This is a genomic window from Brachybacterium sp. JB7 (assembly GCF_003335205.1).
Taxonomy (GTDB): domain Bacteria; phylum Actinomycetota; class Actinomycetes; order Actinomycetales; family Dermabacteraceae; genus Brachybacterium; species Brachybacterium alimentarium.
The window spans coordinates 127,918-151,370 of the sequence record NZ_QPGN01000004.1; the positions used below are offsets into that span (position 1 = coordinate 127,918).

The 23,453-nt window shown below is 68.8% G+C and carries 17 protein-coding genes; 8 read left to right on the plus strand and 9 right to left on the minus strand.

Annotation, left to right across the window (positions count from 1 at the left end; all coding sequences use genetic code 11):
* The first annotated feature begins 1 nt into the window (after position 1).
* From CIK81_RS07125 to CIK81_RS07140, 4 genes are read left to right on the plus strand one after another with little or no spacing between them, the layout of a single operon-like run.
* Entirely contained in the window at positions 2-358 is a 357-nt protein-coding gene (locus tag CIK81_RS07125; RefSeq protein ID WP_096166316.1) for a GNAT family N-acetyltransferase, read from the plus strand.
* Positions 355-885: a low molecular weight protein-tyrosine-phosphatase gene (locus CIK81_RS07130; RefSeq protein ID WP_114355569.1), complete on the plus strand. Its 531-nt coding sequence runs from the start codon at positions 355-357 to the stop codon at positions 883-885. The genes CIK81_RS07125 and CIK81_RS07130 overlap by 4 nt, the downstream gene beginning before the upstream one ends.
* A complete protein-coding gene (locus CIK81_RS07135) occupies positions 882-2,330 on the plus strand; it encodes an amidase (RefSeq protein ID WP_114355570.1) in 1,449 nt (482 codons plus the stop codon). Before CIK81_RS07130 ends, CIK81_RS07135 begins: the two co-directional genes overlap by 4 nt.
* On the plus strand, positions 2,327-2,752 hold the full coding sequence (locus CIK81_RS07140; RefSeq protein ID WP_096166319.1) for an RNA-binding S4 domain-containing protein: 426 nt from the start codon (positions 2,327-2,329) through the stop codon (positions 2,750-2,752). The genes CIK81_RS07135 and CIK81_RS07140 overlap by 4 nt, the downstream gene beginning before the upstream one ends.
* A 175-nt stretch (positions 2,753-2,927) precedes the next feature.
* Here the strand turns inward: CIK81_RS07140 and CIK81_RS07145 are convergent, their stop codons facing one another.
* Positions 2,928-4,322, minus strand: a complete 1,395-nt coding sequence (locus tag CIK81_RS07145) for a PrsW family intramembrane metalloprotease (RefSeq protein ID WP_114305351.1) — start codon at positions 4,320-4,322, stop codon at positions 2,928-2,930.
* A gap of 386 nt (positions 4,323-4,708) precedes the next feature.
* On the opposite strand from CIK81_RS07145, the gene CIK81_RS07150 reads away from it, so the two are divergent.
* Positions 4,709-7,390 carry an ATP-dependent Clp protease ATP-binding subunit gene (locus tag CIK81_RS07150; RefSeq protein WP_096166321.1) on the plus strand — a complete coding sequence of 894 codons (2,682 nt, stop codon included), beginning with the start codon at positions 4,709-4,711 and terminating at the stop codon, positions 7,388-7,390.
* Positions 7,391-7,511: 121 nt separating this feature from the next.
* On the opposite strand, the gene CIK81_RS07155 is transcribed toward CIK81_RS07150, so the two are convergent.
* The 6 genes from CIK81_RS07155 to CIK81_RS07180 form a co-directional block, all read right to left on the minus strand.
* Entirely contained in the window at positions 7,512-8,678 is a 1,167-nt protein-coding gene (locus tag CIK81_RS07155; RefSeq protein WP_114305349.1) for a hypothetical protein, read from the minus strand.
* Between the two features lie 198 nt (positions 8,679-8,876).
* Complete coding sequence (leuS, locus tag CIK81_RS07160; RefSeq protein WP_114355571.1) at positions 8,877-11,822, minus strand: leucine--tRNA ligase; 2,946 nt, start codon at positions 11,820-11,822, stop codon at positions 8,877-8,879.
* A gap of 259 nt (positions 11,823-12,081) precedes the next feature.
* Complete coding sequence (locus CIK81_RS07165; RefSeq protein WP_114305347.1) at positions 12,082-13,485, minus strand: extracellular solute-binding protein; 1,404 nt, start codon at positions 13,483-13,485, stop codon at positions 12,082-12,084.
* 163 nt (positions 13,486-13,648) lie between these two features.
* Entirely contained in the window at positions 13,649-15,079 is a 1,431-nt protein-coding gene (locus tag CIK81_RS07170) for an extracellular solute-binding protein (RefSeq protein WP_114305346.1), read from the minus strand.
* A complete protein-coding gene (locus CIK81_RS07175; RefSeq protein WP_114305344.1) occupies positions 15,076-15,999 on the minus strand; it encodes a carbohydrate ABC transporter permease in 924 nt (307 codons plus the stop codon). The genes CIK81_RS07170 and CIK81_RS07175 overlap by 4 nt, the downstream gene beginning before the upstream one ends.
* Positions 16,000-16,015: 16 nt before the next feature.
* Positions 16,016-17,038 carry a carbohydrate ABC transporter permease gene (locus CIK81_RS07180; protein WP_096166326.1) on the minus strand — a complete coding sequence of 341 codons (1,023 nt, stop codon included), beginning with the start codon at positions 17,036-17,038 and terminating at the stop codon, positions 16,016-16,018.
* A 251-nt stretch (positions 17,039-17,289) separates the two neighbouring features.
* On the opposite strand from CIK81_RS07180, the gene CIK81_RS07185 reads away from it, so the two are divergent.
* Entirely contained in the window at positions 17,290-18,651 is a 1,362-nt protein-coding gene (locus tag CIK81_RS07185; protein ID WP_158541956.1) for an ROK family transcriptional regulator, read from the plus strand.
* 33 nt (positions 18,652-18,684) lie between these two features.
* Here the strand turns inward: CIK81_RS07185 and CIK81_RS07190 are convergent, their stop codons facing one another.
* Positions 18,685-19,611, minus strand: coding sequence for an AEC family transporter (locus tag CIK81_RS07190; RefSeq protein WP_114355573.1), 927 nt, complete (start codon positions 19,609-19,611; stop codon positions 18,685-18,687).
* Positions 19,612-19,703: 92 nt separating this feature from the next.
* Positions 19,704-20,129, minus strand: coding sequence for an aspartate 1-decarboxylase (panD, locus tag CIK81_RS07195; RefSeq protein ID WP_114307662.1), 426 nt, complete (start codon positions 20,127-20,129; stop codon positions 19,704-19,706).
* 70 nt (positions 20,130-20,199) lie between these two features.
* Here panD and CIK81_RS07200 point away from each other — a divergent pair, with 70 nt between their 5' ends.
* Positions 20,200-21,963: a DEAD/DEAH box helicase gene (locus tag CIK81_RS07200; protein WP_114328779.1), complete on the plus strand. Its 1,764-nt coding sequence runs from the start codon at positions 20,200-20,202 to the stop codon at positions 21,961-21,963.
* The gene (locus CIK81_RS07205; RefSeq protein WP_114355574.1) at positions 21,960-23,354 is read left to right on the plus strand and encodes an L-serine ammonia-lyase; all 1,395 of its coding nucleotides are present in this window, start codon (positions 21,960-21,962) and stop codon (positions 23,352-23,354) included. Before CIK81_RS07200 ends, CIK81_RS07205 begins: the two co-directional genes overlap by 4 nt.
* Positions 23,355-23,453 lie beyond the last annotated feature (99 nt).

Genomic DNA, 23,453 nt, shown 5'->3' on the forward strand with positions numbered 1-23,453 from the left:
CATGGATGAGACCTCCGCCGGGCCGGGCGCGGTACGCCTGGTCCACGACGATGACCGAGACCGCTATGTGGCCCTGGACGGCGAGACGGTGGTCGGTGTCCTCTACTACGGCGACGACACCCCCGGTCCACCGGAGCGGCCCGCAGTCCGCGATCTCCGCTCTACCGTGGTCGCCCCGGATCGCGGCGGCCGCGGCGTGGGCTCGGCACTGGTCCGCTTCGCCCTCGAGGACATTCGCGCCAGAGACTTGTCCGTACGACCCACCTGCTGGTTCGTCCGTGGCTGGATCGAACGGCATCCAGAGTTCGCCCCGTTGCTGGGGCGCCCCGACACCTCCGAGGAGGACGAGAAGCCTTGACCTACCGCATCGTGACTGTCTGCACCGGCAACATCTGCCGATCCCCGATGGCCGAGTACGCCCTGCGCGCTGCCCTCGACGACGCGCACCTCGGGGACCGCGTGGAGGTGTCGTCCGTGGGCGTCTCCGACGAGGAGGCCGGCAACACCATCGACCGCCGCGCCGGAGCGCTGCTGCGCAGCCACGGCATCGACCCGTCCGCGCACCGCGCCCGCCAGATGGACCGCGAGGAGATCCTCGAGGCCGACCTCGTGCTCGCCCTGGACCACGACCACGTCGCCCCCGTGCGCCGGATCGCGGGAGAGGACCTCTCGGAGCGGCTGTTCATGGTGCGCGACTTCGCCCCCGAACCGGTCGAGGACACCGGGATCCGTGACCCCTGGTGGGGCGACGAGAGCGACTTCGAGCTCGCGTGGTCCCAGATCGACGAGGCGACCGACGGGATCATCGAGCACATACGGGCTGCGCTCCTCGCAGGCGACACCGATGAGCGCACCGCAGCGCACGACGCCGAGGACGCACGGTGACGAACGCTCCCCTCGGCGCCCTGGAGACCTCGGCGGCCCTGCGTCGCGGTGAGATCGACGTTCGCGAACTCGCCGCTGACTCCCTGGACGCGGCCCGGGGCGTCGGTGCCGAGGTGGGCGCCTTCGCGCACGTGCTGGAGGAGCTCACTCGTGAGCAGGCGCGCATCGCAGCAGAGGGGATCGAGGACGCCCGGCGCGACGGAACCCTCGACGAGCTCGGGCAGCGGTCCCCTCTGTGGGGAGTGCCGATGCCGATCAAGGACCTCACCCAGGTCGCCGGGCAGCCCTTCGAGGCCGGGAGCATGGCGCTGCGAGGGAACATCGCGACCGTGACCGACGGCGTCGCGCAGCGCCTCCTCGACGCCGGCACCCTCACGATCGGGAAGACCAGCACCCCGGAGTTCGGGATGCCCTGCTACACCGAGCCCGCGACCGGGGCGCCGGCCCGGACGCCCTGGGACCTGCGCCGCACCGCCGGCGGGTCCAGCGGCGGTGCGGCCGCGGCGGTCGCGAGCGGAGTGGTCCCGATCGCCCATGGCTCCGACGGCGGAGGGTCGGTGCGGATCCCTGCCGCGTGCTGCGGCATCGTCGGGATCAAGCCCTCGCGCGGAGTGGTCTCGCCGGGCCCCTACTCGACCGAGGGCATGGGGCTGGCCACCGATGGAGTCCTCTCCCGCAGTGTCCGCGACGCGGCCGTCGGCCTCGACCTGATCGCCGGGCCGCGCGACGGGGACTTCATGCCCCGACCCCGCCCCCCGATGAGCTATCTCGACAGCGTCGGCCGGGCGCCGGGCCCGCTGAGGATCGGGGTGCTCCTCGAACCGCTCGCCGCGGTGACCGACGTGCATCCGGCGGCACTGCGCGGCGTCGAGCGTGCGATCGAGCTGCTGCACGGGCTCGGCCATGTGACGACCCCGATCCCCGCACCGTTCACCCCCCAGGAATGGGCGGCGTTCATGCCGCTGTGGAGCGTGGGAGCCGCCTCGATCCCGCTCGAGGCGCAGCAGGAGGGCGAACTCCTCGAGCTCACCCGCTGGCTGCGCGAGCAGGGTCAGGGGTACAGCGGGGTCGACCTCGCCCAGGCGCTGTCCGGGGTGCAGGCGATCGCTCGGCGCACCGGCGAGGCGTTCTCCGCGTACGACGTGGTGCTCACCCCGACGCTGTCCGGGCCGCCCGCCTTCCCCGGTGAGCTCCAGCTGCCCGGCGGTGCCGACGATTTCGACGCCCAGTGCGCGTTCACCCCGTGGACCAGCAGCTGGAACATGATCGGCAATGCAGCGATGTCGGTGCCGCTGCACCGCGAGGAGATCGACGGGACCGAGCTGCCCTTCGGCATCCAGCTCGGAGGGACCCGGCCCGGCGAGGAAGCCCTCCTGCTGGCGCTGGCGGCGCAGCTGGAGGAGCTGGACCCCTGGCCACTGGTGCGGGAGCCGTCTGCCGCATGACTGCTCAAGGCGGTGCGGCGAACTCCCAGCCCGAAGCGAGCGGACCCACCTCCGTGCGCCTGGACGTCTGGCTGTGGAGCGCCCGGCTGATGCCCACTCGATCGGCGGCGACGACGGCCTGCCGGGGCGGGCATGTGCGCCGCAACGGGGAGCCGACCAAGGCTGCTCAGCGCGTCGTGGTGGGTGATGAGCTGAGGCTGCGCTCACCGGGCAAGGAGCGGATCGTGGTGATCACGAAGATCCTCACGAAGCGCGTCGGCGCCCCGATCGCCCGGGAGGCCTACGAGGACCACAGCCCCGAACCCGCGCCGCAGCTGGCCGCGGCGCCGCCCCGCCGTGACCGTGGAGCGGGGCGGCCCACCAAGCGTGAGCGCCGCGCGCTGGACCGTCTGCGGGGGCGCGAGGACAGCGACCGCCGCTGAACCCGTCTGTCGCCGGGGCCCGGGCCCCGGGGCCCGGGGCCCGGAACCAGCGGTCTAGGTGTCGTCTGCGTGGCCAGAGCGTCAGGCGTGTGGGCACGGAGCTGGATCCATCTCCGTGTCCGGGCCCGTGCGGAGGATCGGAGCGGGCTCAGCCTCGCCGTGCCGGGTCGCGGTGTCAGCCGGCATGGGACAGGAGCTCACGGCGGTTCTGGGTGAGCCGTGCGAGCAGGTTCGCCTCGATGCCCACCACCTTGGGGTGGGCACCGTCAGCGAGCAGCCGCTGCCGGATCGAGGCGAGATCCGCGCTCTCGCGGATGAATCGCTTCATGACCGGCTTCGCGCCGATCTGTGCGGCCCACCGCTTGCCCTCGCGGCGGCCCTTCCACGTGGCGAGCATGTCGACCTCCTCGTGCGTGAGCCAGCCCAGGTTCGCGTAGTCGCCCAGCCGCACCCGGGTCAGCCGCGACTCATCCCAGATCAGCACCATGATGAGGATGAGCCACACCAGGGACAGCAGCGCCTCGCCGCCGAACAGGACGAGCATGAACGGCAGTCCGCCGCCGAGCGTGGCGAAGAGATTCCACAGGCCGTGCAGGAGCATGCCGGGGATCAGGGCGGGGATGAATACGAGGAACCCCATGCCGGTGCCCCATTTGCGCACCACGAAACCGACGAGGATGCCGGTCGCCGAGGTGTAGATCGCATGGCCGAAGATGTTGAGCACGCCGCGCATGACGAACAGGACCACCACGCCGACTCCGCCACCGTCCTCGAGGCCGCGGGCGTAGTAGAGGATGTTCTCGGTGAAGGCGAAGCCGCCGCCGATCAGCGCACCGTAGATCAGGCCGTCCAGCGGCCCGTTGAAGTACCGCCGCGCGAGCAGCATGAGCAGCAGCAGCCCGAGCCCCTTGGACGTCTCCTCCACCAGCGGAGCGGAGATCACCGGGCCGATGAACTCGACGAGCCCGTTGCTGCCGGTCAGGGAGTACGTCAGCAGAGAGACCCCCGTGTTCAGCAGGTAGCTGACGAAAGCCGCGACGGCTGCACCCCAGAGGATCGCGATCCCCAGCAGCGGGAAGGGCTGGGGATCCCATCTGTCGGCCAGCAAGATCACCAGGGCGATCACGATCAGCGAGATCAGGGCGAGGAAGGCGGTGACCGTCCACCACGCCGGATTGGCGCTCGAGGTGACGATGAAGCTGAGGAAGGTCAGCCCCAGCACGACGACGAGTCCGAACCCCAGCACGACCGCCGTGAGCCACACCAGCAGGCTCACCGTGGGGGGCTTGGTCGCTTCCTGGGAGACCTCCTGCACCCGACGCATCTGGGTGGACCATGCCGACTGCGGCTGGACGTGGTCGGGGCGCTGGAGCTGCGCCGGCGCATAGCGCGAGGCGGTGAGACCGGTCGCCGGACGCACCGAGGTGTCGTAGGCGCGTGGATTGCCGTAGTCGACATACCGGGGTTGAGGAGCGAGGGAGGCGGACCGGGCCCCGGCAGGAGCTCCGGGGCGTGCGCGCCCGTTGGGCATGAGCTGACCGTTCCGCGGCGGGAAAGGGGGCTGGGACATGAGGGCCTCGTTTTCGGCAGCAGGGGAGAGGTCAGGGCCAGAGGAGCGGACCGGAGGCATCATCGCGGCATCCCCCGCACGCGCCGATGTCTCTGTCCGTGGAGATGTTACAGCTGTCACCATCCATCATCGCTGATGCAGAGACCGCCCCGAGCGCATTGTGGACAGGCGCCGGCGGAGCGCCCGCCGCTGGCTCGAGCAGACCGGCACCGAGGACAAGGTTGAGCGGAATAGACTCAACCCAGGGTTCGTTGCAGGCAGTGAGCCGAGCGCGGTACCACCGGGCTCGCGGCACCACCGGACCGTGGTCCCGTAGTGCTGAAGAACCGAAGAACCGAAGAACCGTAGAGACCTGAGAGACCAGACAGGCCAGGGAGAGGAGCATCGTGGAATTCCAGTTCACCACTCGTTCGCAGGAAGCGGTCACCGCTGCCGCGGAGAAGGCCGTCGAGCTCGGCAATCCGCAGATCAGCTCGATGCACCTGCTCTGGGTGCTGGCCGCTCAGACTGACGGCATCGGGCGCGCCGTGCTCACCGAGGTGGGCGCCGATCCGCAGGACGTCGCGCGACGCGCCGAGCAGGCTGTGCTCGGTCTGCCCCAGGTCACCGGCAGTGCGGGCGCCCAGCCCACCTTCGTCGGCACCGGCTTCGACGCCCTCGAGGCGGCGCGCCGCGAGGCCGATTCCCAGCACCGGACCTATCTGTCCACCGAGCACCTGATGATCGGCATCGCGCTCGGCAAGGACGCGGCGTCCCGGCTGCTCTCCGCCGTCGGCGCGACGCCGACCTCCCTTCGCGATGCCGTGACCCGACTGACCCCAGGAGATGAACGGATGACCCAGATGGACTCCCAGAACCCCGAAGGATCCTTCCAGAGCCTCGAGAAGTTCGGTGTCGACCTCACCGAACAGGCTCGGGAGGGCCGACTGGACCCGGTGATCGGACGCGACGGCGAGATCCGCCGTGTGGTGCAGGTGCTCTCGCGCCGCACCAAGAACAACCCGGTGCTGATCGGCGAGCCCGGCGTCGGCAAGACCTCCGTCGTGGAAGGGCTGGCCCAGCGCATCGTCGCCGGCGACGTGCCCGACTCGCTGCGCGGCAAGCGCCTGATCTCGCTGGACCTCTCTTCGATGGTCGCGGGCTCGAAGTACCGCGGTGAGTTCGAGGAGCGCATGAAGGCGGTGCTCGACGAGATCCGCACCAGCAACGGCCAGATCATCACGTTCATCGATGAGCTGCACACCGTGGTCGGCGCAGGAGGCAGCGGCGACGGCTCGATGGACGCCGGCAACATGCTCAAGCCCATGCTGGCCCGTGGCGAGCTGCGCATGGTCGGTGCGACCACCCTGGACGAGTACCGCGAGAACATCGAGAAGGATCCTGCGCTCGAACGGCGCTTCCAGCAGGTGTTCGTCGGCGAGCCCAGCGTCGAGGACACCATCACGATCCTGCGCGGGCTCAAGGACAAGTACGAGGCGCACCACAAGGTCTCGATCACCGATGCCGCACTGGTCGCCGCAGCGACGCTCTCGAGCCGCTACATCTCCGGGCGTCAGCTGCCGGACAAGGCGATCGACCTCGTCGATGAGGCGGCGTCGCGGCAGCGCATGGAGCTGGATTCGTCGCCGGAGCAGCTGGACATCCTGCGCAGGCAGGTGGACCGGCTCAAGATGGAGGAGCTCGCGCTCGACGGCAGCGACGATCCCGGCAGCATCGCGCAGCTGGAGTCGGTGCGCTCCCAGCTCGCCGATCGCAGCGAGCAGATGACGACCCTCTCGGCTCGATGGGAGCGGGAGAAGGCCGGACTCAACCTGGTCGGCGACCTCAAGGCCCAGCTGGAGAAGCTGCGCATGCGGGCCGACCGTGCCCAGCGAGAGGGCGACCTGACGGCAGCCTCCAAGATCCTCTACGGGGACATCCCCGAGCTCAAGATGCAGCTGGTGGATGCGGAGGAGAAGGAGGCCGCCGGGAGCCTCGAGGGAGACCGTCCGCTGGTCTCTGACCATGTGGGACCGGACGACATCGCCGATGTGGTGGGCAGCTGGACCGGCATCCCTGCAGGTCGGCTGCTGCAGGCCGAGAGCCAGAAGCTGCTGGACATGGAAGACCTCCTCGGCGAGCGCCTGATCGGCCAGCGCCGAGCCGTCGCCGAGGTCTCCGATGCCGTGCGGCGGTCACGCGCCGGGATCGCCGATCCGAATCGTCCCACCGGTTCGTTCCTGTTCCTGGGGCCGACGGGCGTGGGCAAGACGGAACTGGCCAAGGCGCTCGCGGACTTCCTCTTCGACGACGAGCGCGCCATGGTGCGCATCGACATGTCGGAGTACGGGGAGAAGCACACGGTCTCCCGTCTGGTCGGTGCCCCTCCGGGCTACGTCGGCTACGACGAGGGCGGTCAGCTGACCGAGGCCGTGCGCCGCAGGCCCTACTCGGTGGTGCTGCTCGACGAGATCGAGAAGGCCCATCCCGATGTGTTCGACGTCCTCCTCCAGGTGCTCGACGACGGTCGCCTGACCGACGGCCAGGGCCGCACCGTGGACTTCCGCTCCTCGATCCTCATCCTCACCTCGAACCTCGGGGCGCATGTCCTGCAGGACCAGTCGCTCGAGGAGAAGGAGAAGCACGAGCGGGTCATGCAGGTGGTGCGCGCCTCCTTCAAGCCCGAGTTCCTCAACCGGCTCGATGACGTGGTGATGTTCGATGCGCTCTCGCGCGAGCAGCTCTCGCGGATCGTGACCCTGCAGATCGCGGAGGTCGCCTCGCGTCTCGAGGATCGGCGCATCCGGCTCGAGGTCGACGAGGCGGCGACCCGATGGCTCGCCGCCGAGGGCTTCGACCCGATGTACGGAGCGCGTCCGCTGAAGCGCCTGGTCCAGAAGGAGATCGGTGACGGACTGGCCCGGTTGATCCTGAAGGGCGAGGTCCATGACGGCGAGAGCGTCGCCGTGGGTGTCCAGGAGGACGGCCACGGCCTGTCTCTGGTGGTCCTTCCGGAGGACGGAACGACGCCGGAGCAGTCCGGCTCGTCGACGGGCGAGGAGCAGGAGGAGCCGACCGCGGAGGCGTGAGTCTCTGCGCACGGTCCCGAGGCGGCCTGAGCCGTCCTGGCCCACTGCAGCCGATCACCTGATCGCCTCGCAGGGCCGGGTCTCCTCGCGAGGCGCTGCTTCCCGTTCGGATCCGGTCTCATCACCGGGCATCCCAGGGGAGCGGCGCCTCGCGGCGTCGCATGTCGTACCAGGTCTCCGAATCCAGCACGCTCTCCCGGACGCCTTCGACACGGTCGGCGATCTCGCGGTGGGCGTGCTCGAGGTCCCGCAGCGAGTCAGCGGCCTCCGGGCTGACAGGCTCGACGGCATCGGCCGCGTGTCCAGCCATGTCCGCGCTGACTCCGGGAACCTCCGAGATCGGACCGGAGGTGGCCATCTCGCCGAGCGCCTCCAGGTGCCGATACCCGCCCCGTTCCATCGCCCTGGCCGCCCCGGCGAGATCACCCTCGCCCAGGGCATCGATCACGTCACCACCCGCTTGGGAGTAGTTGGCGAAGAGGTGGTCGACGCCGTGCACGATGCCTGCCGCCGTCGAGTTCTCCCCGATCAGGAGCGAGGAGGCGTCCAGCGGCACCCGCGCCAGAGAGACGGCTGGTGTGAACTCGTCATGGCCGCTGTCGATCAGGGCTGCCTCGGCCCCATCCAACGCCTCACCTGCCATCGTGTGGGCGTCCAGCACCGCCTGCCCGCCGGCGGTGTAGACGTTTCCGCGCAGCGCTGTACGTCGTGCCAGCTCACCGCGCTCGAGCGACTCCTGCGTGAGGCCGTATTCCTCGCTCTGGGGCAGTTCGCCGCCGTGGTGCGGAAGCCGCGGTACGAACGGACCGGCGAACGGCGGAATGCTCCACGGCTCGTTGAGCTTCCGCCAGACGCCGGCGATCTTCTCGTGGTCGATCGGATGACGGAAACCGGGATCCACCTCGGGGAACAGAGTGAACTTCCCGGATCGGGGAGCGGTGGCCGAACCTGTCCCCGTGAAGGGCGCCCTCAACGGGTCGATCCCGCCCGCCCTCACCGCGAAGCCGGGATCGGCGAACGGGTCGGCCCGGGACGCATCGGACTGCTGAGCGGATTCGTCGTGCAGCCGGCGCGCGTGCTCGCGCAGGATCCCGCACAGGTCGGCGCCCTGGCGGGCCACGGTCGCGGTCCGTGCCCGGTGGTCGTCAGCGTCCGGCCCCGTCCAGGTGACCGCCGCTGACGCACCTCGCAGAGCGTCGAACAGTGCGATCAGCCGCTCGACGCGCTCGACGACCTCCGCGGCGAGCTCGTCCATGGTCTCGGTGTCGCATCCCCAGATGGTGTCCATGCACAGAACGTAGCCAGACGTGCCGGGCGCATGCCGAGGAGGCCGGTCGCCTGTGGACGGAGCCGGTCCGGCCCGCGATGTGGAGGAACGGTCGCCCGGGGCAGGCAGGTGCGGACCCTGCAGCACAGCCCGCCCGACGGACGCAGAGCGGCCCCGGGACCTCGAGGTCCCGGGGCCGCAGACGCCTCGCGCGAACGCTCAGACCACGATGTTCACGATCTTCGGGGCGCGCACGATGACCTTGCGGATCGTCTGACCCTCGAGCACCTCCTGGACGCGCTCCTCCGCCATCACACGGGCCTCGAGATCGGCCTCGGAGATCTCCGGGTCCACCTCGATGCGGTGGCGCACCTTGCCCTTGACCTGGACGACGCAGGTGACCATGTCGGCCTTGACCAGCTCAGGATCGGCCACCGGATAGGGCGCACGGCTGATCGAGTCGTCGTGGCCCAGGCGCGACCACAGCTCCTCGGCCAGGTGCGGCGCCAGCGGGGCCACCATCAGCACCAACGGCTCGACGGCCTCGCGCGGTGCCGTGCCGACCTTCGTCAGGTGGTTCACCAGCTCGATGAGCTTGGCGATGGCCGTGTTGAAGTGCATCTGGGACATGTCGCGGCTCACGCCATCGATCGCCCGGTGCGTGGCCTGCTGCGTTGCGAGATCGGCCGGTGCGTCGGAGACGACCATGTCGCCGGTCTCCTCGTCGACCGCCAAGCGCCACAGCCGCTGGAGGAAGCGCTGGGAGCCGACGACCGCGCGGGTCTCCCAGGGTCGCGACACGTCCAGCGGGCCCATCGACATCTCGTAGACGCGCAGGGTGTCCGCGCCGAACTCCTCGTACATGTCGTCCGGCGCCACGGCGTTCTTCAGGGACTTGCCCATCTTCCCGTACTCCTGGGTGACGGGTTCGCCCTGGTAGGAGTACGTGCCGTCGGCCTCCGCCACGACCTCCTCAGCCGGGACGTACACCCCGCGGGAGTCGGTGTAGGCGTAGGCCTGGATGTACCCCTGGTTGAACAGCCGGTGGAAGGGCTCCTGGCTGGAGACGTCCCCACGGTCGAACAGCACCTTGTGCCAGAAGCGTGCGTACAGCAGGTGCAGGACGGCGTGCTCGACGCCCCCCACGTACAGGTCCACGCCGCCGACGCCGCCGTCCTCGCGTGCGCCCAGCCAGTACTCCTCGTTCTCCGCCCGCACCAGGACGTCATCCTCGGTCGGATCGATGTAGCGCAGGTGGTACCAGGAGGAGCCTGCCCACTGGGGCATCGTGTTGGTCTCGCGCAGGTACGTCTTGGGGCCCTCACCCAGATCCAGCTCGACCTCCACCCAGTCGTCCGCCCGCGACAGCGGAGTCTGCGGTTCGGTGTCGGCGTCCATCGGATCGAACGTCTTGGGGGAGAAGTCCGCGACCTCGGGCAGGTCGACTGGCAGCATCGACTCGGGCAGCGGGATCGGCACCTCGGGGTGCGCGGGGTCGTAGACGATCGGGAACGGCTCGCCCCAGTAGCGCTGGCGGGAGAACAGCCAGTCCCGCAGGCGGAATGTGGTGCGAGCACGCCCGAAGCCCCGGTCCTCGGCGTACTGCGTCGCGCGGGCCTTCGCCTCGTCCTTGTCCAGGCCGTTCAGGTCCAGATCTGCATTGGCCGAGTTGATCTTCTCGCCGTCGCCGGTCCAGGCCCCGCCCTCGAAGTCGTCGGCCGGCTTCACGGTGCGGATGATCGGCAGCTCGAACCGGTCGGCGAAGGCGAAGTCACGCTCGTCCTCGGCCGGCACGGCCATGATGGCGCCGGTGCCATAGCCCGTCAGCACGTAGTCCGCCGTGAACACGGGGACCTCGCGGCCGTCCATCGGGTTCGTGGCGATCAGACCGGTGAACACGCCGGTCTTCTCACGGTCCTCCGCGGTGCGCTCGTCTTCACCGAGCGAGGCGGCTCGCACACGGTAGGCCTCGACGGCCGCACGCGGGGTGGCCGCGCCGCCGGTCCAGGCGTCCTTGGTGCTCTCGGGCCATTGCGCGGGCAATGCGGACGGATCCTCGAGCAGCGAATGCTCGGGGGACAGGACGCAGAACGTCGCACCGAACAGCGTGTCCGCACGCGTGGTGAAGACGTCGAAGGACGCCTCGGGGTTCCCGGCCAGTCCGGCTGCGGGGAAGGTGATCTGCGCGCCGTCGCTGCGGCCGATCCAGTTGCGCTGCATCGAACGGATCGACTCGGGCCAGTCCACCCGGTCCAGATCGTCGATCAGACGGTCGGCGTAGGCGGTGATCCGCATGTTCCACTGCCGCAGGCGGCGGGTGAACACCGGGAAGTTGCCGCGCTCGGAACGGCCCTCGGTCGTGACCTCCTCGTTGGCCAGGACGGTCCCCAGCCCTGGGCACCAGTTCACCGGGGTCTCGGAGATGTAGGTCAGACGGAAGGAATCGGCCAGGCGGGAGATCTCCGCGTCGGACGCGGCGGTGACGTCGGCGACGGAGCGGCCGACCCACGTCTCAGGCAGGGTGATGCTCTGGCGGTCCGCCAGGGCGAACGGGTCCACGGTGCCCGCGCGCAGCTCCGCGCGCAGCTCGGCGATCGGGCGGGCCCGGCCGGTGATGCCGTCGGCGTTGGTCGCTTCGGGGTCGTACCAGGAGTCGAAGATCCGCAGGAAGATCCACTGGGTCCACTTCATGAACTCGGGATCCGTGGTGGCCAGCGAACGGCGGGAGTCATGGGACAGGCCCAGGCGGTGCAGCTGACGGCGCATGTTCGCGACGTTCGACTCGGTGGTGGTGCGCGGATGCGTGCCGGTCTGTACGGCGTACTGCTCCGCCGGCAGGCCGAAGGCGTCGTAGCCCATCGTGTACAGCACGTTCTTGCCCATCATCCGCTGATGACGGGCGACGACGTCCGTGGCGATGTAGCCCAGCGGATGCCCCACGTGCAGCCCGGACCCGGAGGGGTACGGGAACATGTCCATGATGTACATCTTCTCGGCGGGCTCGGAGCTCGCCGTAGCGGCCTGTGCGAGGGAGTCCGTCGTGGCACGCAGCGAACCCACCGGGTTGTCGGCGAAGAAGGTGCCCTCCTCGTCCCATCGCTGCTGCCAGCGGCGTTCGATCTCGTCCGCCACGGCGGCGGTGTATCGGTACGGGGCCTCGCTCATGGATGAATCGTCCTCCGAAAGTTCAGTGCGGCGAACGCCGCCAGGTGTCTCGTGACATGAAAAAACCCTCGCGCAGGCGAGGGGAGCCGCGTCGGGGCCCGCACAGGCGCACCTGCGCGGTCAGGAGCGCGGGGCGGGCGCGAACATTGTCCGACGCGGCTGCATAAGCAGAAGCCGTCGTGTCACATGGTCATGGTACCGCGCCCCCGCAGCGACCTGAATTCGGTCGCCGCGAGGGCGCGGGTCGGACGGAGCGAGGTCAGCGCTGCGGGAGCTTCAGGTTCGGGTCCGGCTCGCCGAAGCCTTCCGGGAGCGTGAACGGCACGAACTGCTGCATCGTCGGGTCCACGTACTGCTGCGCCTCCTTCACCAGGTTCTCCGGAGTGTCGGAGGCCTGGGTCAGACTGCCCTGCATGGTCTCCATCGCGTCCCACAGCTTCGTCCCGACGGGCAGCGGGGGTCGCGACATCGTGACGTCCAGGAGCTCCACGAAGAACTCGATGCGGGGGTCCCATCCCTCGGGATCGGCAATGGTCTCGAGGTTCGTCGGAATGCCGGTGAGGGGCGGCATGAGAATCTTCTGACCCTCGTAGCCGGCGTAGAACTTCAGCAGCTCCCAGGCGGGCTTCGACATGCTCGAGCCTTTGGGCATCGCCAGGGCGAAGCCACCGGACCAGCTGAACGGGTCATCGCCGTCGGCGGGCACGGGAAGGTGGGTCACCGCGTAGTTCATATCCGGCTTGTAGTCCGCGAGGCTCCGCACGGCGCCGGGATTCGTGATCTGGAGCAGCTGGCGGTCCGAGAAGAAGGAGGTCTGCGCGGGCGGGTTATTCGGCGGCTGATAGGTCGCCTTGAACGCGTCCATCCGCGGGAAGTCCAGTCGATCGATCCAGCCGGCATACATCTCCGCGACGGCCAGCATCTCTGGGGAGTCCAGCAGCACATGGCCGCTCTGGTTGTCGTAGAAGGTGACGCCGGCGGCCATCGCCCACATGATCAGCTTCGCCTGATCGTCCCAGGGGATCCACGTGACGCGTTCGTACGTTCCCCGCTCGTCCTGCACGTTGAAGGAGTCGTTGATCTCCCACAGCTGGTCGTAGGTCATGGGGCCGTTGTCCGGGTCGAACAGGGCGGGGTCGAGACCCGCCTCGTCGACCAGATCCATGTTCACGTACATGGCGCGGGTGTCCGTGGAGGTCGGCAGCCCGTAGTACTGGCCGTCGTACCGGAGCTCGTCGGTGGCGAAATTGATCCACCCGGACATGAACTCCTCGGGGCTGACGCCCTCGTGCTCCTCGATGAGGTCGTCGATGGGCTCGAGGAGCCCGAGGGAGGCGAACTGAGGAGCGTTGAAGCGGTCCATCCAGTACAGGTCGGGCCCTGTTCTGCCACGGATCGCGGTGATGACGCTCGAGGCATCGCCCTCACCGTTCGACGGCACCTGGGAGACCTTGACCTTCACGTCCGGGTTCTGCTCGGAGAATGCCTCGAGGACCTTTGCCTCCTTGTCAGCATCCGCTGCACCGAGTCCCCAGAGCACCACGGAGTTCGGATCGCGTTCGTCGCCGACGGGACGGTTCGTGCAGCTGACGATCGAGCCGCCGGCGATGGTCACGCTCGCGCCGGCGCCGAGGGCACGGATGAGGGTTCGACGATCGATCATTGAATACCTCCGAGGATGGGGCCGTTGGGGAGATGTCGATGGATGGGGCCGGGCCGACGCGTCAGCGACGCCGTACCGCGACTGGGCATGGGTGAGGACACCACAGGAGCGGGGCGGAAGTGCAGTGACTTCCGCTCCGCTCCTGGACGTGCCGGTGAGGAGATCAGGCGTCCTTCGCCTGCTTGGCCTTCTCGACGTCCTCGACGCCGAAGTTCGGGTCCGGTTCCCCGAAGCCCTCGGGCAGGGAGACCGGGCAGAACTGCTGCATCGTCGGGTCCACGTACGCCTGGGCCTCCTTGACCAGGTTCTCCGGTGTGTCGGAGCTCTGGTTGAGGCTGTCCTGCATCGTGAGCATCGCGTCCCACAGCTTGGTGCCCACCGGCAGCGGCGGGCGGGACTTGGCCACGCCCATCAGCTCCACGAAGAAGGAGATGTCGCGGTTCCAGCCCTCGGGGTCCTTGACGGTCTCGATGTTCGTGGGGATACGGCTGATCTGCGGCATGAGGATCTTCTGGCCCTCGTACCCGGCGTAGAACTTGAAGAATTCCCACGAGGCCTTGGACATGCTCGCTCCCTTGGGCATCACCAGTGCGAAGCCGCCGGCCCAGGTGAACGGGTCATCGCCCTCGTTCGGGACGGGCAGATGGGTGACGCCGTAGTTCATGTCCGGCTTGTAGTCGGCCTGTCCCTGCACGCCCCACGGACCGCTGATCTGGAACAGCTGACGGTCCGAGAAGAACGAGGTCTGGGTGGGCGGGGCGTTCGGCGGCTGGTAGGTGGCCTTGAACGCGTCCAGCCGGGGGAAGTCCAGCTTCTCGACCCATCCCTCGTACATCGTCGCCACGGCGAGCATCTCGGGGGAGTCCAGCAGCGTATGGCACGACTCGTTGGAGAAGAACGGCACATCGTTGGCCATGGCCCACATGAGGAGCGAGGCCTGGTCGTCCCAGGGGATCCAGGTGACCTTCTCGTAGGTGCCGCGTTCGTCCTGAACGCTGAACTGATCGTTGATCTCCCACATCTGGTCGTAGGACATCGGCCCGTTCTTCGGGTCCAGCAGAGCCGGGTCGATCCCGGCTTCGTGCGCCTGGTCCAGGTTGACGTAGAGACCGCGGGTGTCCGTGTCCATCGGCAGCCCGTAGTAATTGCCGTCGTAGAACAGCTCGTCGGTGGCGAACTTGACCCATCCCGACATGAATTCCTCAGGGCTGACGCCCTCGTACTCCTCGATGAGATCGTCGATCGGCTCGAGCAGGCCGAGCGAGGCGAACTGCGCCCCGTTGAAGCGGTCCATGAAATAGACATCCGGGCCGGTGCGACCGCGCACCGCGGTGATGACGCTGGAGGCGTCGCCCTGACCGTTCGACGGCACCTGGGCGATCTGGATCTTGATGTCGGGGTGCTTCTCGCTGAAGGCCTCGACGATCTTCGCCTCCTTCTCGGCGTCGGACGCCCAGATGCCCCACACCTTGACGGTGTCCGGGTCGCGGTTCTCACCCACGGGGCGATTCGTGCAGCTGACGATGGAACCGCCGGCGACGGTGACGCTCGCACCAGCCCCGAGGGCACGCAGAAGTGTTCGTCGATCGATCACTTGAATCCTCCGAGGGTGATACCGCTGATGAAGTAGCGCTGGAACATGAAGAACAGGATGACCAGCGGCAGCAGCACCAGGAACGAGGCGGCCATGAGCAGGTTGAACTGGATGTCCTGAGCATTCACGGAGCGGAACACCTGCATACCGATCGACAGCGTCTGCTTGCTCGTGTCCTGGAGGTAGATCAGGGGGCCCATGAAGTCGTTCCATGTGCCGACCGCCGCGAAGATCGCGATCACCGTGACCGCGGGACGCGCAGTGGGGAACACGATCCGCCAGGCGATGGACCATTCGCTGGCGCCGTCGACACGTGCCGCGTCCATCATGTCCTTCGGCGTCTGCAGCATGAACTGTCGCAGGAGGAAGGTGAAGAACCCGCCGGCGAACAGTGCCGGCGCGATCAACGGCACCCAGGTGTTCACGAAGCCGAGGCCCGCCCACATGTCGAACATCGGGATCAGGGTGACGGGGAAGGGCAGGAACAGGGTGGCCAGCACGATGAAGAACACCTTGTTCCGCCCGGGCCACTCGATGCAGGCGAAGCCGTACGCCACGATGAAATTCGAGATCACGCTGAAGACCACCACGCTGATCGTGATGATCGCGGTGTTCCGGAAGAACGTCCAGAACGGCATCACGGTGACGGCGTCGGAGAAGTTCTGCCACCGGAACTCGGTGGGGAACAGGGTGGGCGGGAACTGTGCGAGCTCCTCGGGCGTCTTCAGCGCGGAGATGAGCATCCAGTACAGCGGGAGCGAGAACAGGATGAGCACGAGGAGCATCACGAGGCGCGAGATCCAGGCGCCCACCGGGCTCTGCCGGGAGCCGTCCGCGTTGCGGCCGTAGTCGGACCGCGACTTGAGCTTGGGGGACTGACCGAGATTCTGCGTCCCGGTCTCGAGAGTATTGATAGCCATGTCTGTGTTCTGCTCCTCAGCCGGCCGACACGTCGTAGTTCACGAACCGGCGCGAGAGCCAGTAGATGAGTCCGGCCAGCACCATGCCGAACAGGAACAGCAGCACGGCCAATGCGGAGGCGAAGCCGAGCTGCCCGTACGAGAAGGCGTTGCGGTACAGGTACAGCATGTAGAACAGCGTCGAGTTGTCCGGGCCGCCGTTGGTCATGATGAACGCCTCGGTGAACACCATCATCGCGCCGGAGACGCCCGTGATCAGGTTGAACAGGATCGTGGGAGTCAGCAGCGGAACGGTGATCGAGAAGAACTGGCGGAACTTGCCCGCGCCGTCGATGCGTGCTGCTTCGTAGAGCGTCTCGGGAATGTTCCGCAGGCCCGCCAGATAGATGAGCGCGGCGTTGCCTGCGCCCAGCTGGGCCATCACGATCATCACGATCTTCGCGTAGCGCGGCTCGCCCAGCAGGTTGGTGTCCGGCATGCCGAACAGGCCCAGGAACTGGTTCACGATGCCGAACTGGGGGTTCACGAACACGATGAAGATGAACGACATCGCGAACATCGGGATCAGCGAGGGCAGGTACAGCAGGGTGCGGTAGATCGCGACCTCGCGCACGTTGCGGTTCATCGCCATTGCCAGCAGCAGGGCCACGATCAGACCGATCGGCACCGCCAGCAGCATGTAGTAGACGGTGTTGCCCACCGAGGTGTGCACCATCGGATCGGCGAACGCGGCGATGTAGTTCTGGAACCCGATGAATGTCGGAGTCTGCATCCCCGAGTACTGCGTCAGGCTGATCACGAAGGAGTAGATCAGCGGATAGATGACGAAGACAGCGACCCCGATGATCCACGGTGAGATGAAGAGGAGTCCCAGTCGGAGATTCCGCTTCTCTCGTCCCGTCAGCTTCCTCTTGGCGGATCTACCGCCACCGCCGTTCTGGGCTCGGGGCCCGCTCCGCGCAGTGAGGTCGGCGGCGGGGACGGAACCGGGAGACCCGGTCCTCGGTGTGCCCGTCGCGACGGCATCGCTCGCGCTCATCGCTCTCCCTTCGGATTCTCGCCGCGCCTCCATCGGTGCGGTGACACGGGAAGATCAGGCGTCGGTGCCTTCGTGACCGTCTCCATCCGGGCCACGTCTTCCCGTGTGAGGTAGGTTACTCACACCGATGGACTAAAGGCAATAACCGCTTAAGCGGTTGCGTCGTCGGACTGGAAACTGGCTGGGCACGACGGCACGACGGCACGACGGCACGACACCAAGACACGAGGAGAACTGTGCGCGGATCATCGATGACCGACATCGGCGAGTACAACGAGAGGCTGGTGCTCCATACGATCCGCAGCTCGCCCGAGGGGATCGGACAGTCGGACGTGGTCCGCCGCAGTGGTCTCTCCCGCCAGGCCGTCTCCCTGATCACCCGGCGCCTGATCGCCGAGGGCATGATCGAGCAGGCGGGCCGGCGCGTCTCCGGGCCGGGGAAGCCGCATACGCTGCTGCGCGTGGTCGCCGATGCCCGCCTCACGATCGGCGTGCATCTGGATCCGGCGCACATCACCGTGGTGGTCTGCGATCTGGCGGCCCGTCCCGTCGCCCGCGCCACCCTCGATCCGCCGACCGACGACCCGCAGGCGGACATCTCCCGCATCGCCGCGAAGATCGACGGGCTCACGCTGTCGCTCGGGGCCGCCGCTGCACCGTCGCGTCCGGCCGGGGCCGATGCTGACCTCGCTGCCGGGGGTGATGTGGCTGGTGGCGGATCAGCGGGCACTGCGGGAGGTCGCGGCCCGACAGGGCCTGAGGCACGAGAGGACGCCCTCTCCGGGGCGGGTGCTGAGGGGCCGCCGGGCGCAGCAGATGGACTGGCCACGCGACGTCGGCTGCTCGGCATCGGGATCGCGGCGCCCGCCGGCCTCGATGCCACCGCCGGCATCCTGCGCGACCCGCCCTGGATGCCCGGCTGGCGCGACATCCCGATCGTGGAGGAGCTGAGCGCTGCGACGGGCCTGCCCGCAGTGCTGGGAAAGGACACCAACGCGGCGCTGACCGGCGAGATCTGGTCGCGCCACCTCGAGAGCACCCAGACCGTGCTGTATATGTACGTGGGCCACGGCGTCGGCTCGGCGGTCAGCGCCAACGGCGCCGTGCACCGAGGGGGGACCACCCAGGCCGGCGAGATCGGCCACCTGCCCATCGGGCGCGGAGACGACGCCTGCAACTGCGGACGCTACGGATGCCTGTGCCTGTACACCGACGCACCGGTGCTCGTGCGTTCGGCCCAGCAGGCCGGGGTCCCGGTGCCCGACGAGGCCGGGATGACGGCCGCGATCGATGCTCTGGCTGCTGAGGCCGAGCGCGGCTCCGAACCGGCACAGGAGATCCTCGCCGGCCACGGCCGAGCACTGGGGGAGGCGATCCGCATCCTCGCCGGCATCCACGATCCTCAGCGGATCATCATCGGGGGACCCACCTGGCCGGCGCTGCGTGCGCTCGCGGAGCAACCGGCTCACGAACAGGTGTCGCAGTGGCTGGAGGGCGCGCACGCGACGATGGAGTCCTCGCACCTGGGCGATGACATCGGGGCGATCGGGGCGGCCTGCCTCTTCCTGGACCAGGAGCTCGCGCCGGGCAGCAGCACCGCCGGATCACTGTGAGGAGGGGCCTGCGCAGCAGAGGCCCGGTCGCGGTCAGACCCCGAGCACTCCCGAGATCAGCAGCAGCACCACCACGGTGCCGATGGTCGTGATCAGCACCGTGTCTCGTGCGAGGTTCTCCGCGGCGCGGTAGCGGGCGGCGGCCACGTACACGTTCTGCGCGGTGGGCAGGGCCGCCATCACGACCACTTCGTACAGGGAATGCCCGCGCAGCCCGAACAACAGTCCGATCCCCAGGGCGATCAGCGGCATTACCACGAGCTTCGCGCCCGAGGAGACGGCGATCAGGCCGCGGTACCCGTCGGCCTTCGCGAGGGGACGGGAGCCGTGCAGGGAGAGCCCGTAGGCCAGCAGCATCCCGGGGATCGCCATGTCGGCCAGGGACTGGATCGGCTCGAGCACGACGTCGGGGACCGGCACCCGCGCGAGCGAGAGGACCAGTCCGACGGCCGCGGCGATGATCGTGGGGTTCGCGGCGACGCTGCGGGCGATCCCGGCCGGGCCCAGGGACTCCTTCTCCATGATCTGGTGCAGCACGAAGAGGTACAGCGGGTTGTAGACGGCCTGCTGGAAGAGGATCACCGGCAGGGCGTGGGAGATGTCCCCGAGCACATAGGCCGCGATGGGGAAGCCCATGTTCGCGCCGTTGACCACCGAGCCGCTGATCGCGGCGACCACGAGCTCGGTGCCGCGGCGCTCACTGAACACTCGCAGCACGAGCAGCAGCAGGGCGCCGGTCCCCAGCCCGGAGATCCCGGCGACCGCCATCGGCACCGAGAAGATCTCCTGCACGTCCGAGCTCAGCAGGCCCACGAGCACCAGGGCGGGGGAGGCGATGAAGAAGGTCGCCCGGTTCAGGACATAGCGCCCGTGCGGGCCGAGGATGCCGGCGCGCCCGGCCACCCAGCCCACGGCGATGAGCGACCAGACGATGAAGAACCCGGCCAGGACTCCGGTCATGAGAGAGCGCGGGGACGACGGGTGATCACGAGGGCGATCCTAGACGGCACACGGGAAAGGGGTTCCCGTGTCCGCGGCGAGGCTGCGGAGGCTCAGGCGATGCCGCGGGATTCGCGGCCGCTGACCTGATCGGGCATGCCGGGAACCGGCTGAGCTCCGTCATGGCCGATCGCGACGATGCGGTTGCTCTCATCGACATGGACCACGCGGGGCCGATGCGAGGAGATCTCCGTCTCGTCGAGCTGGCCGTACGCCATGATGATCACCAGGTCGCCGGGGGTGACCAGATGGGCGGCCGCACCGTTGATCCCGATCACGCCGCTGCCGCGCTCGCCGTCGATGATGTAGGTGACGAGGCGGTGACCATTGGTGATGTCCACGATGGAGACCTGCTCGTTCTCGACCAGGCCGGCTGCCTCGGTGAGTTCGGGGTCGATCGTCACCGAGCCCACGTAGTGCAGGTCTGCCTGCGTGACGGTGGCCCGGTGGATCTTCGAAGTCATGAGTGTGCGCAACATCGTCCTGACAGTCTCCCACGGTGGACACATGCGGGATGATGGCGGTGTTCGTATCGTCAGGAGGATCACCATGCCCAAGGCCCGTCGCCGACCCGCCCACAGCGCGGAGCGCTTCGAGGACATGGCTCTGCCCGATGAACTGATCGGTGTCCTCGCCGATCAGGGACTCGAGCGTGCCTTCGAGATCCAGTCCGCGATCCTGCCCGACGCGCTCGCCGGCCGTGATGTGCTCGCCCGCGCCGAGACCGGCTCGGGCAAGACGCTCGCGTTCACGCTTGCGATGACCGCTCGCTTCCGGGGCCGCAAGGTGCACCGCAAGCGCCCGCTCGGGATCGTGCTGGTGCCGACCCGTGAGCTCGCCGTCCAGGTCGTCGACACCATCCATCCCTTCGCGCGTGCGGTGGGCGTGAAGGCGCAGCTGGTCGCCGGGGGGATGAACATCGAGAAGCAGGCCGACGCGGTCGCCCGCGGCGTCGGGATCATCGTCGCCACGCCCGGCCGCCTGATCGACCTCGCCGAGCGCGGGGCCCTCCAGCTGGACCTGGTCGAGAGCACCGTCATCGACGAGGCCGATCATATGGCGGACCTCGGTTTCCTGCCCGATGTGCGCGACATCCTCGCAGCGATCCCGATGGGGACCCAGAAGATGCTCTTCTCCGCCACGCTCGACGGCCAGGTCGAGGACATCGTCGACACCTTCCTGGTCGATCCCGTCAGCCACGAGACCACGCCGGTCTCGGCCGCGGTGACCACGATGGATCACCACGTGCTCGCCATCGAGCCCTCCGCCAAGCGATCGGTCACCGCCCAGCTCGGAGCGCGCGAGGGCCGCACCCTGATGTTCACGCGCACCCAGCTCGGTGCCGAGCGCGTCGCCCAGGAGCTCCTCGAGGTCGGGGTGCGCGCCGCTGCGCTCCACGGCAACAAGCAGCAGGGCCTGCGCATCAATGTGCTGGCTGGCTTCCGCGAGGGCGCGTATCCCGTGCTGGTCGCGACCGACGTCGCCGCCCGCGGCCTCCACATCGATGATGTGACGATGGTCGTGCACGTCGATCCCTCGGACGATCTCAAGGAGTACGTGCACCGCTCCGGTCGCACCGCTCGAGCCGGCGCCACCGGCGTGGTCGTCACGCTCGCCCTGCCCCACCAGGTCAACAAGACCCGGGGCATCGTCTCCGATGCCGGCGTGGAGGCCGCCTGGGCCGATGTCGCCTCGGCGGACGACCCCGCGCTGGACCGGCTCGGCGGGCAGGACCCCTCCGGCGAGCCCGCCGAGGATCCGGCGCTCGTGAAGTACAAGGGGGCACCCCGCAAGCTCGACATCAACCGCACCTCCGGGGCCGACGCGCGTCGCGCCGAGGAGCGTCGTGCGAACGAGGAGCGTCGCGCCTCTTGGGAGGAGGAGCCCGAGGGCCCCGCCCAGGGTGGTCGCGGCGGAGCCCGTGGAGGACGGGGCGGTCGCGGAGCCGCCCCCTCACGCGGCGGTGCCGCCCGCGGTGGAGCCCCTCGCGGAGGAGACCGCGGAGGCCGCGGAGGACGGTCCGAGACGGCCGGTGCGGAGAGGTCCCGCCCGTCCTCGTCCCGACCGGCCGGCGGCCGACGTGGCCAGCGCACTGCGGACTCGTCGGAGCGTGATGCCGCAAGCCGTGATCCGCGTGGTCGCGGCGGCTCGGGCAAGGGCGGCGGCGGTTTCACTGGCGGCAAGGGGGACCAGGGCAGCAGAGGTCGTTCCGGAGGCAAGGGCGCCAAGGGCGGCCCGGGAGGGAAGGGTGCCAAGGGCGGCACCCGGTCCGGCTCGTCGTCGCGCAGCCCGCGTCGCGGCGGCGGACGATGAGCATCAGCACCTTCGATCTGTTCAAGATCGGGATCGGCCCGTCGAGCTCTCACACCGTCGGACCGATGCGCGCGGCGGCTCAGTTCGCCCGCGAGGTGCTCCAGGAGGCGAGCGTCGCCTCCCGCATTGCCCGGGTCGAGGTGCACCTGTACGGATCACTGGCCGCCACGGCGACGGGGCACGGCACCCTGGACGCCGTGGTCATGGGACTCGAGGGCAACGACCCCGAGCACGTCGACCCGGTAACGGGCCGTGAGCGCGTGGCGGCGATCGAAGCCGACGGCGGCCTTCTCCTCGGCGGCTGGCTCGCCATCGACCTGCGGCCCTCCACCATCGTGCTGCACCCCCTCACGATCCTTCCCCAGCACCCCAACGGCATGACCTTCCTCGCCCTCGACGCCGCAGGCGAGGAGCTAGTGCGTCGGCCGATGTTCTCCGTGGGCGGCGGCTTCGTGCTGGACGAGGCGGACATGGACCGTCCGATCGCCGAGGTGGCGTCCGAGGGGGAGGGGCGCACGATCTTCACCACGGGGGACGAGCTGCTGCGGGTGTGCGAGGACCGCGGGATCTCCGTCTCCGACGCGATGCTCCTGCGCGAGCGCCAATGGCGCAGCGACGAGGAGATCCGTTCCGGGCTGCTGCGCATCTGGCGCGCCATGGAGGACTGCATCGACCGAGGGGTGCACATCAGCGGCGTGCTCCCGGGCGGCCTCGAGGTCAAGCGCCGCGCCTCCTCCTGGTACGACTCCCTCAGCGCCGAGGACCCGGTGCGCCTGCCCATGAACGCCTTCGAGTGGGTCTCGCTCGCCGCCCTCGCCGTCAACGAGGAGAACGCTGCCGGAGGCCGCGTAGTCACCGCGCCCACCAACGGCGCCGCCGGCATCATCCCGGCCGTGCTGTACTTCGCGACCACCTACATCGAGGGCGTCGACCCCGAGGAGATCGCGGTGCGCTTCCTGCTCACCGCCGGGGCGATCGGTTCGCTGTACAAGGAGCACGCCTCGATCTCGGGGGCCGAGGTGGGATGCCAGGGCGAGGTCGGTTCGGCCTGCTCGATGGCTGCCGCAGCCCTGTGCGAGGCGATGGGCGGCAAGCCCGCCCAGGTCGAGAACGCCGCCGAGATCGCCATGGAGCACAACCTGGGGCTGACCTGCGATCCCGTCGGTGGCCTGGTGCAGGTGCCATGCATCGAGCGCAACGCCATGGCGGCCGTCAAGGCGATCACTGCGGCACGCTTCGCCCTGCGCGGCACGGGCGAGCACTTCGTCTCGCTGGACACCGTCATCGAGACCATGCGCCAGACGGGCAAGGACATGAACGCGCGCTACAAGGAGACCGCGATGGGCGGGCTCGCTGTCACTGCGGTCCCGGTCAGCCTCCCCGACTGCTGAGCCGCATCGGCCGTGGCGTCCTCGCGCCCGGGCGGCGGTCGCACACGAGTTTCCCTGTCCCTGGCGGGCCTCCCACGGGCCTCTTGACAGCTCTCTCTA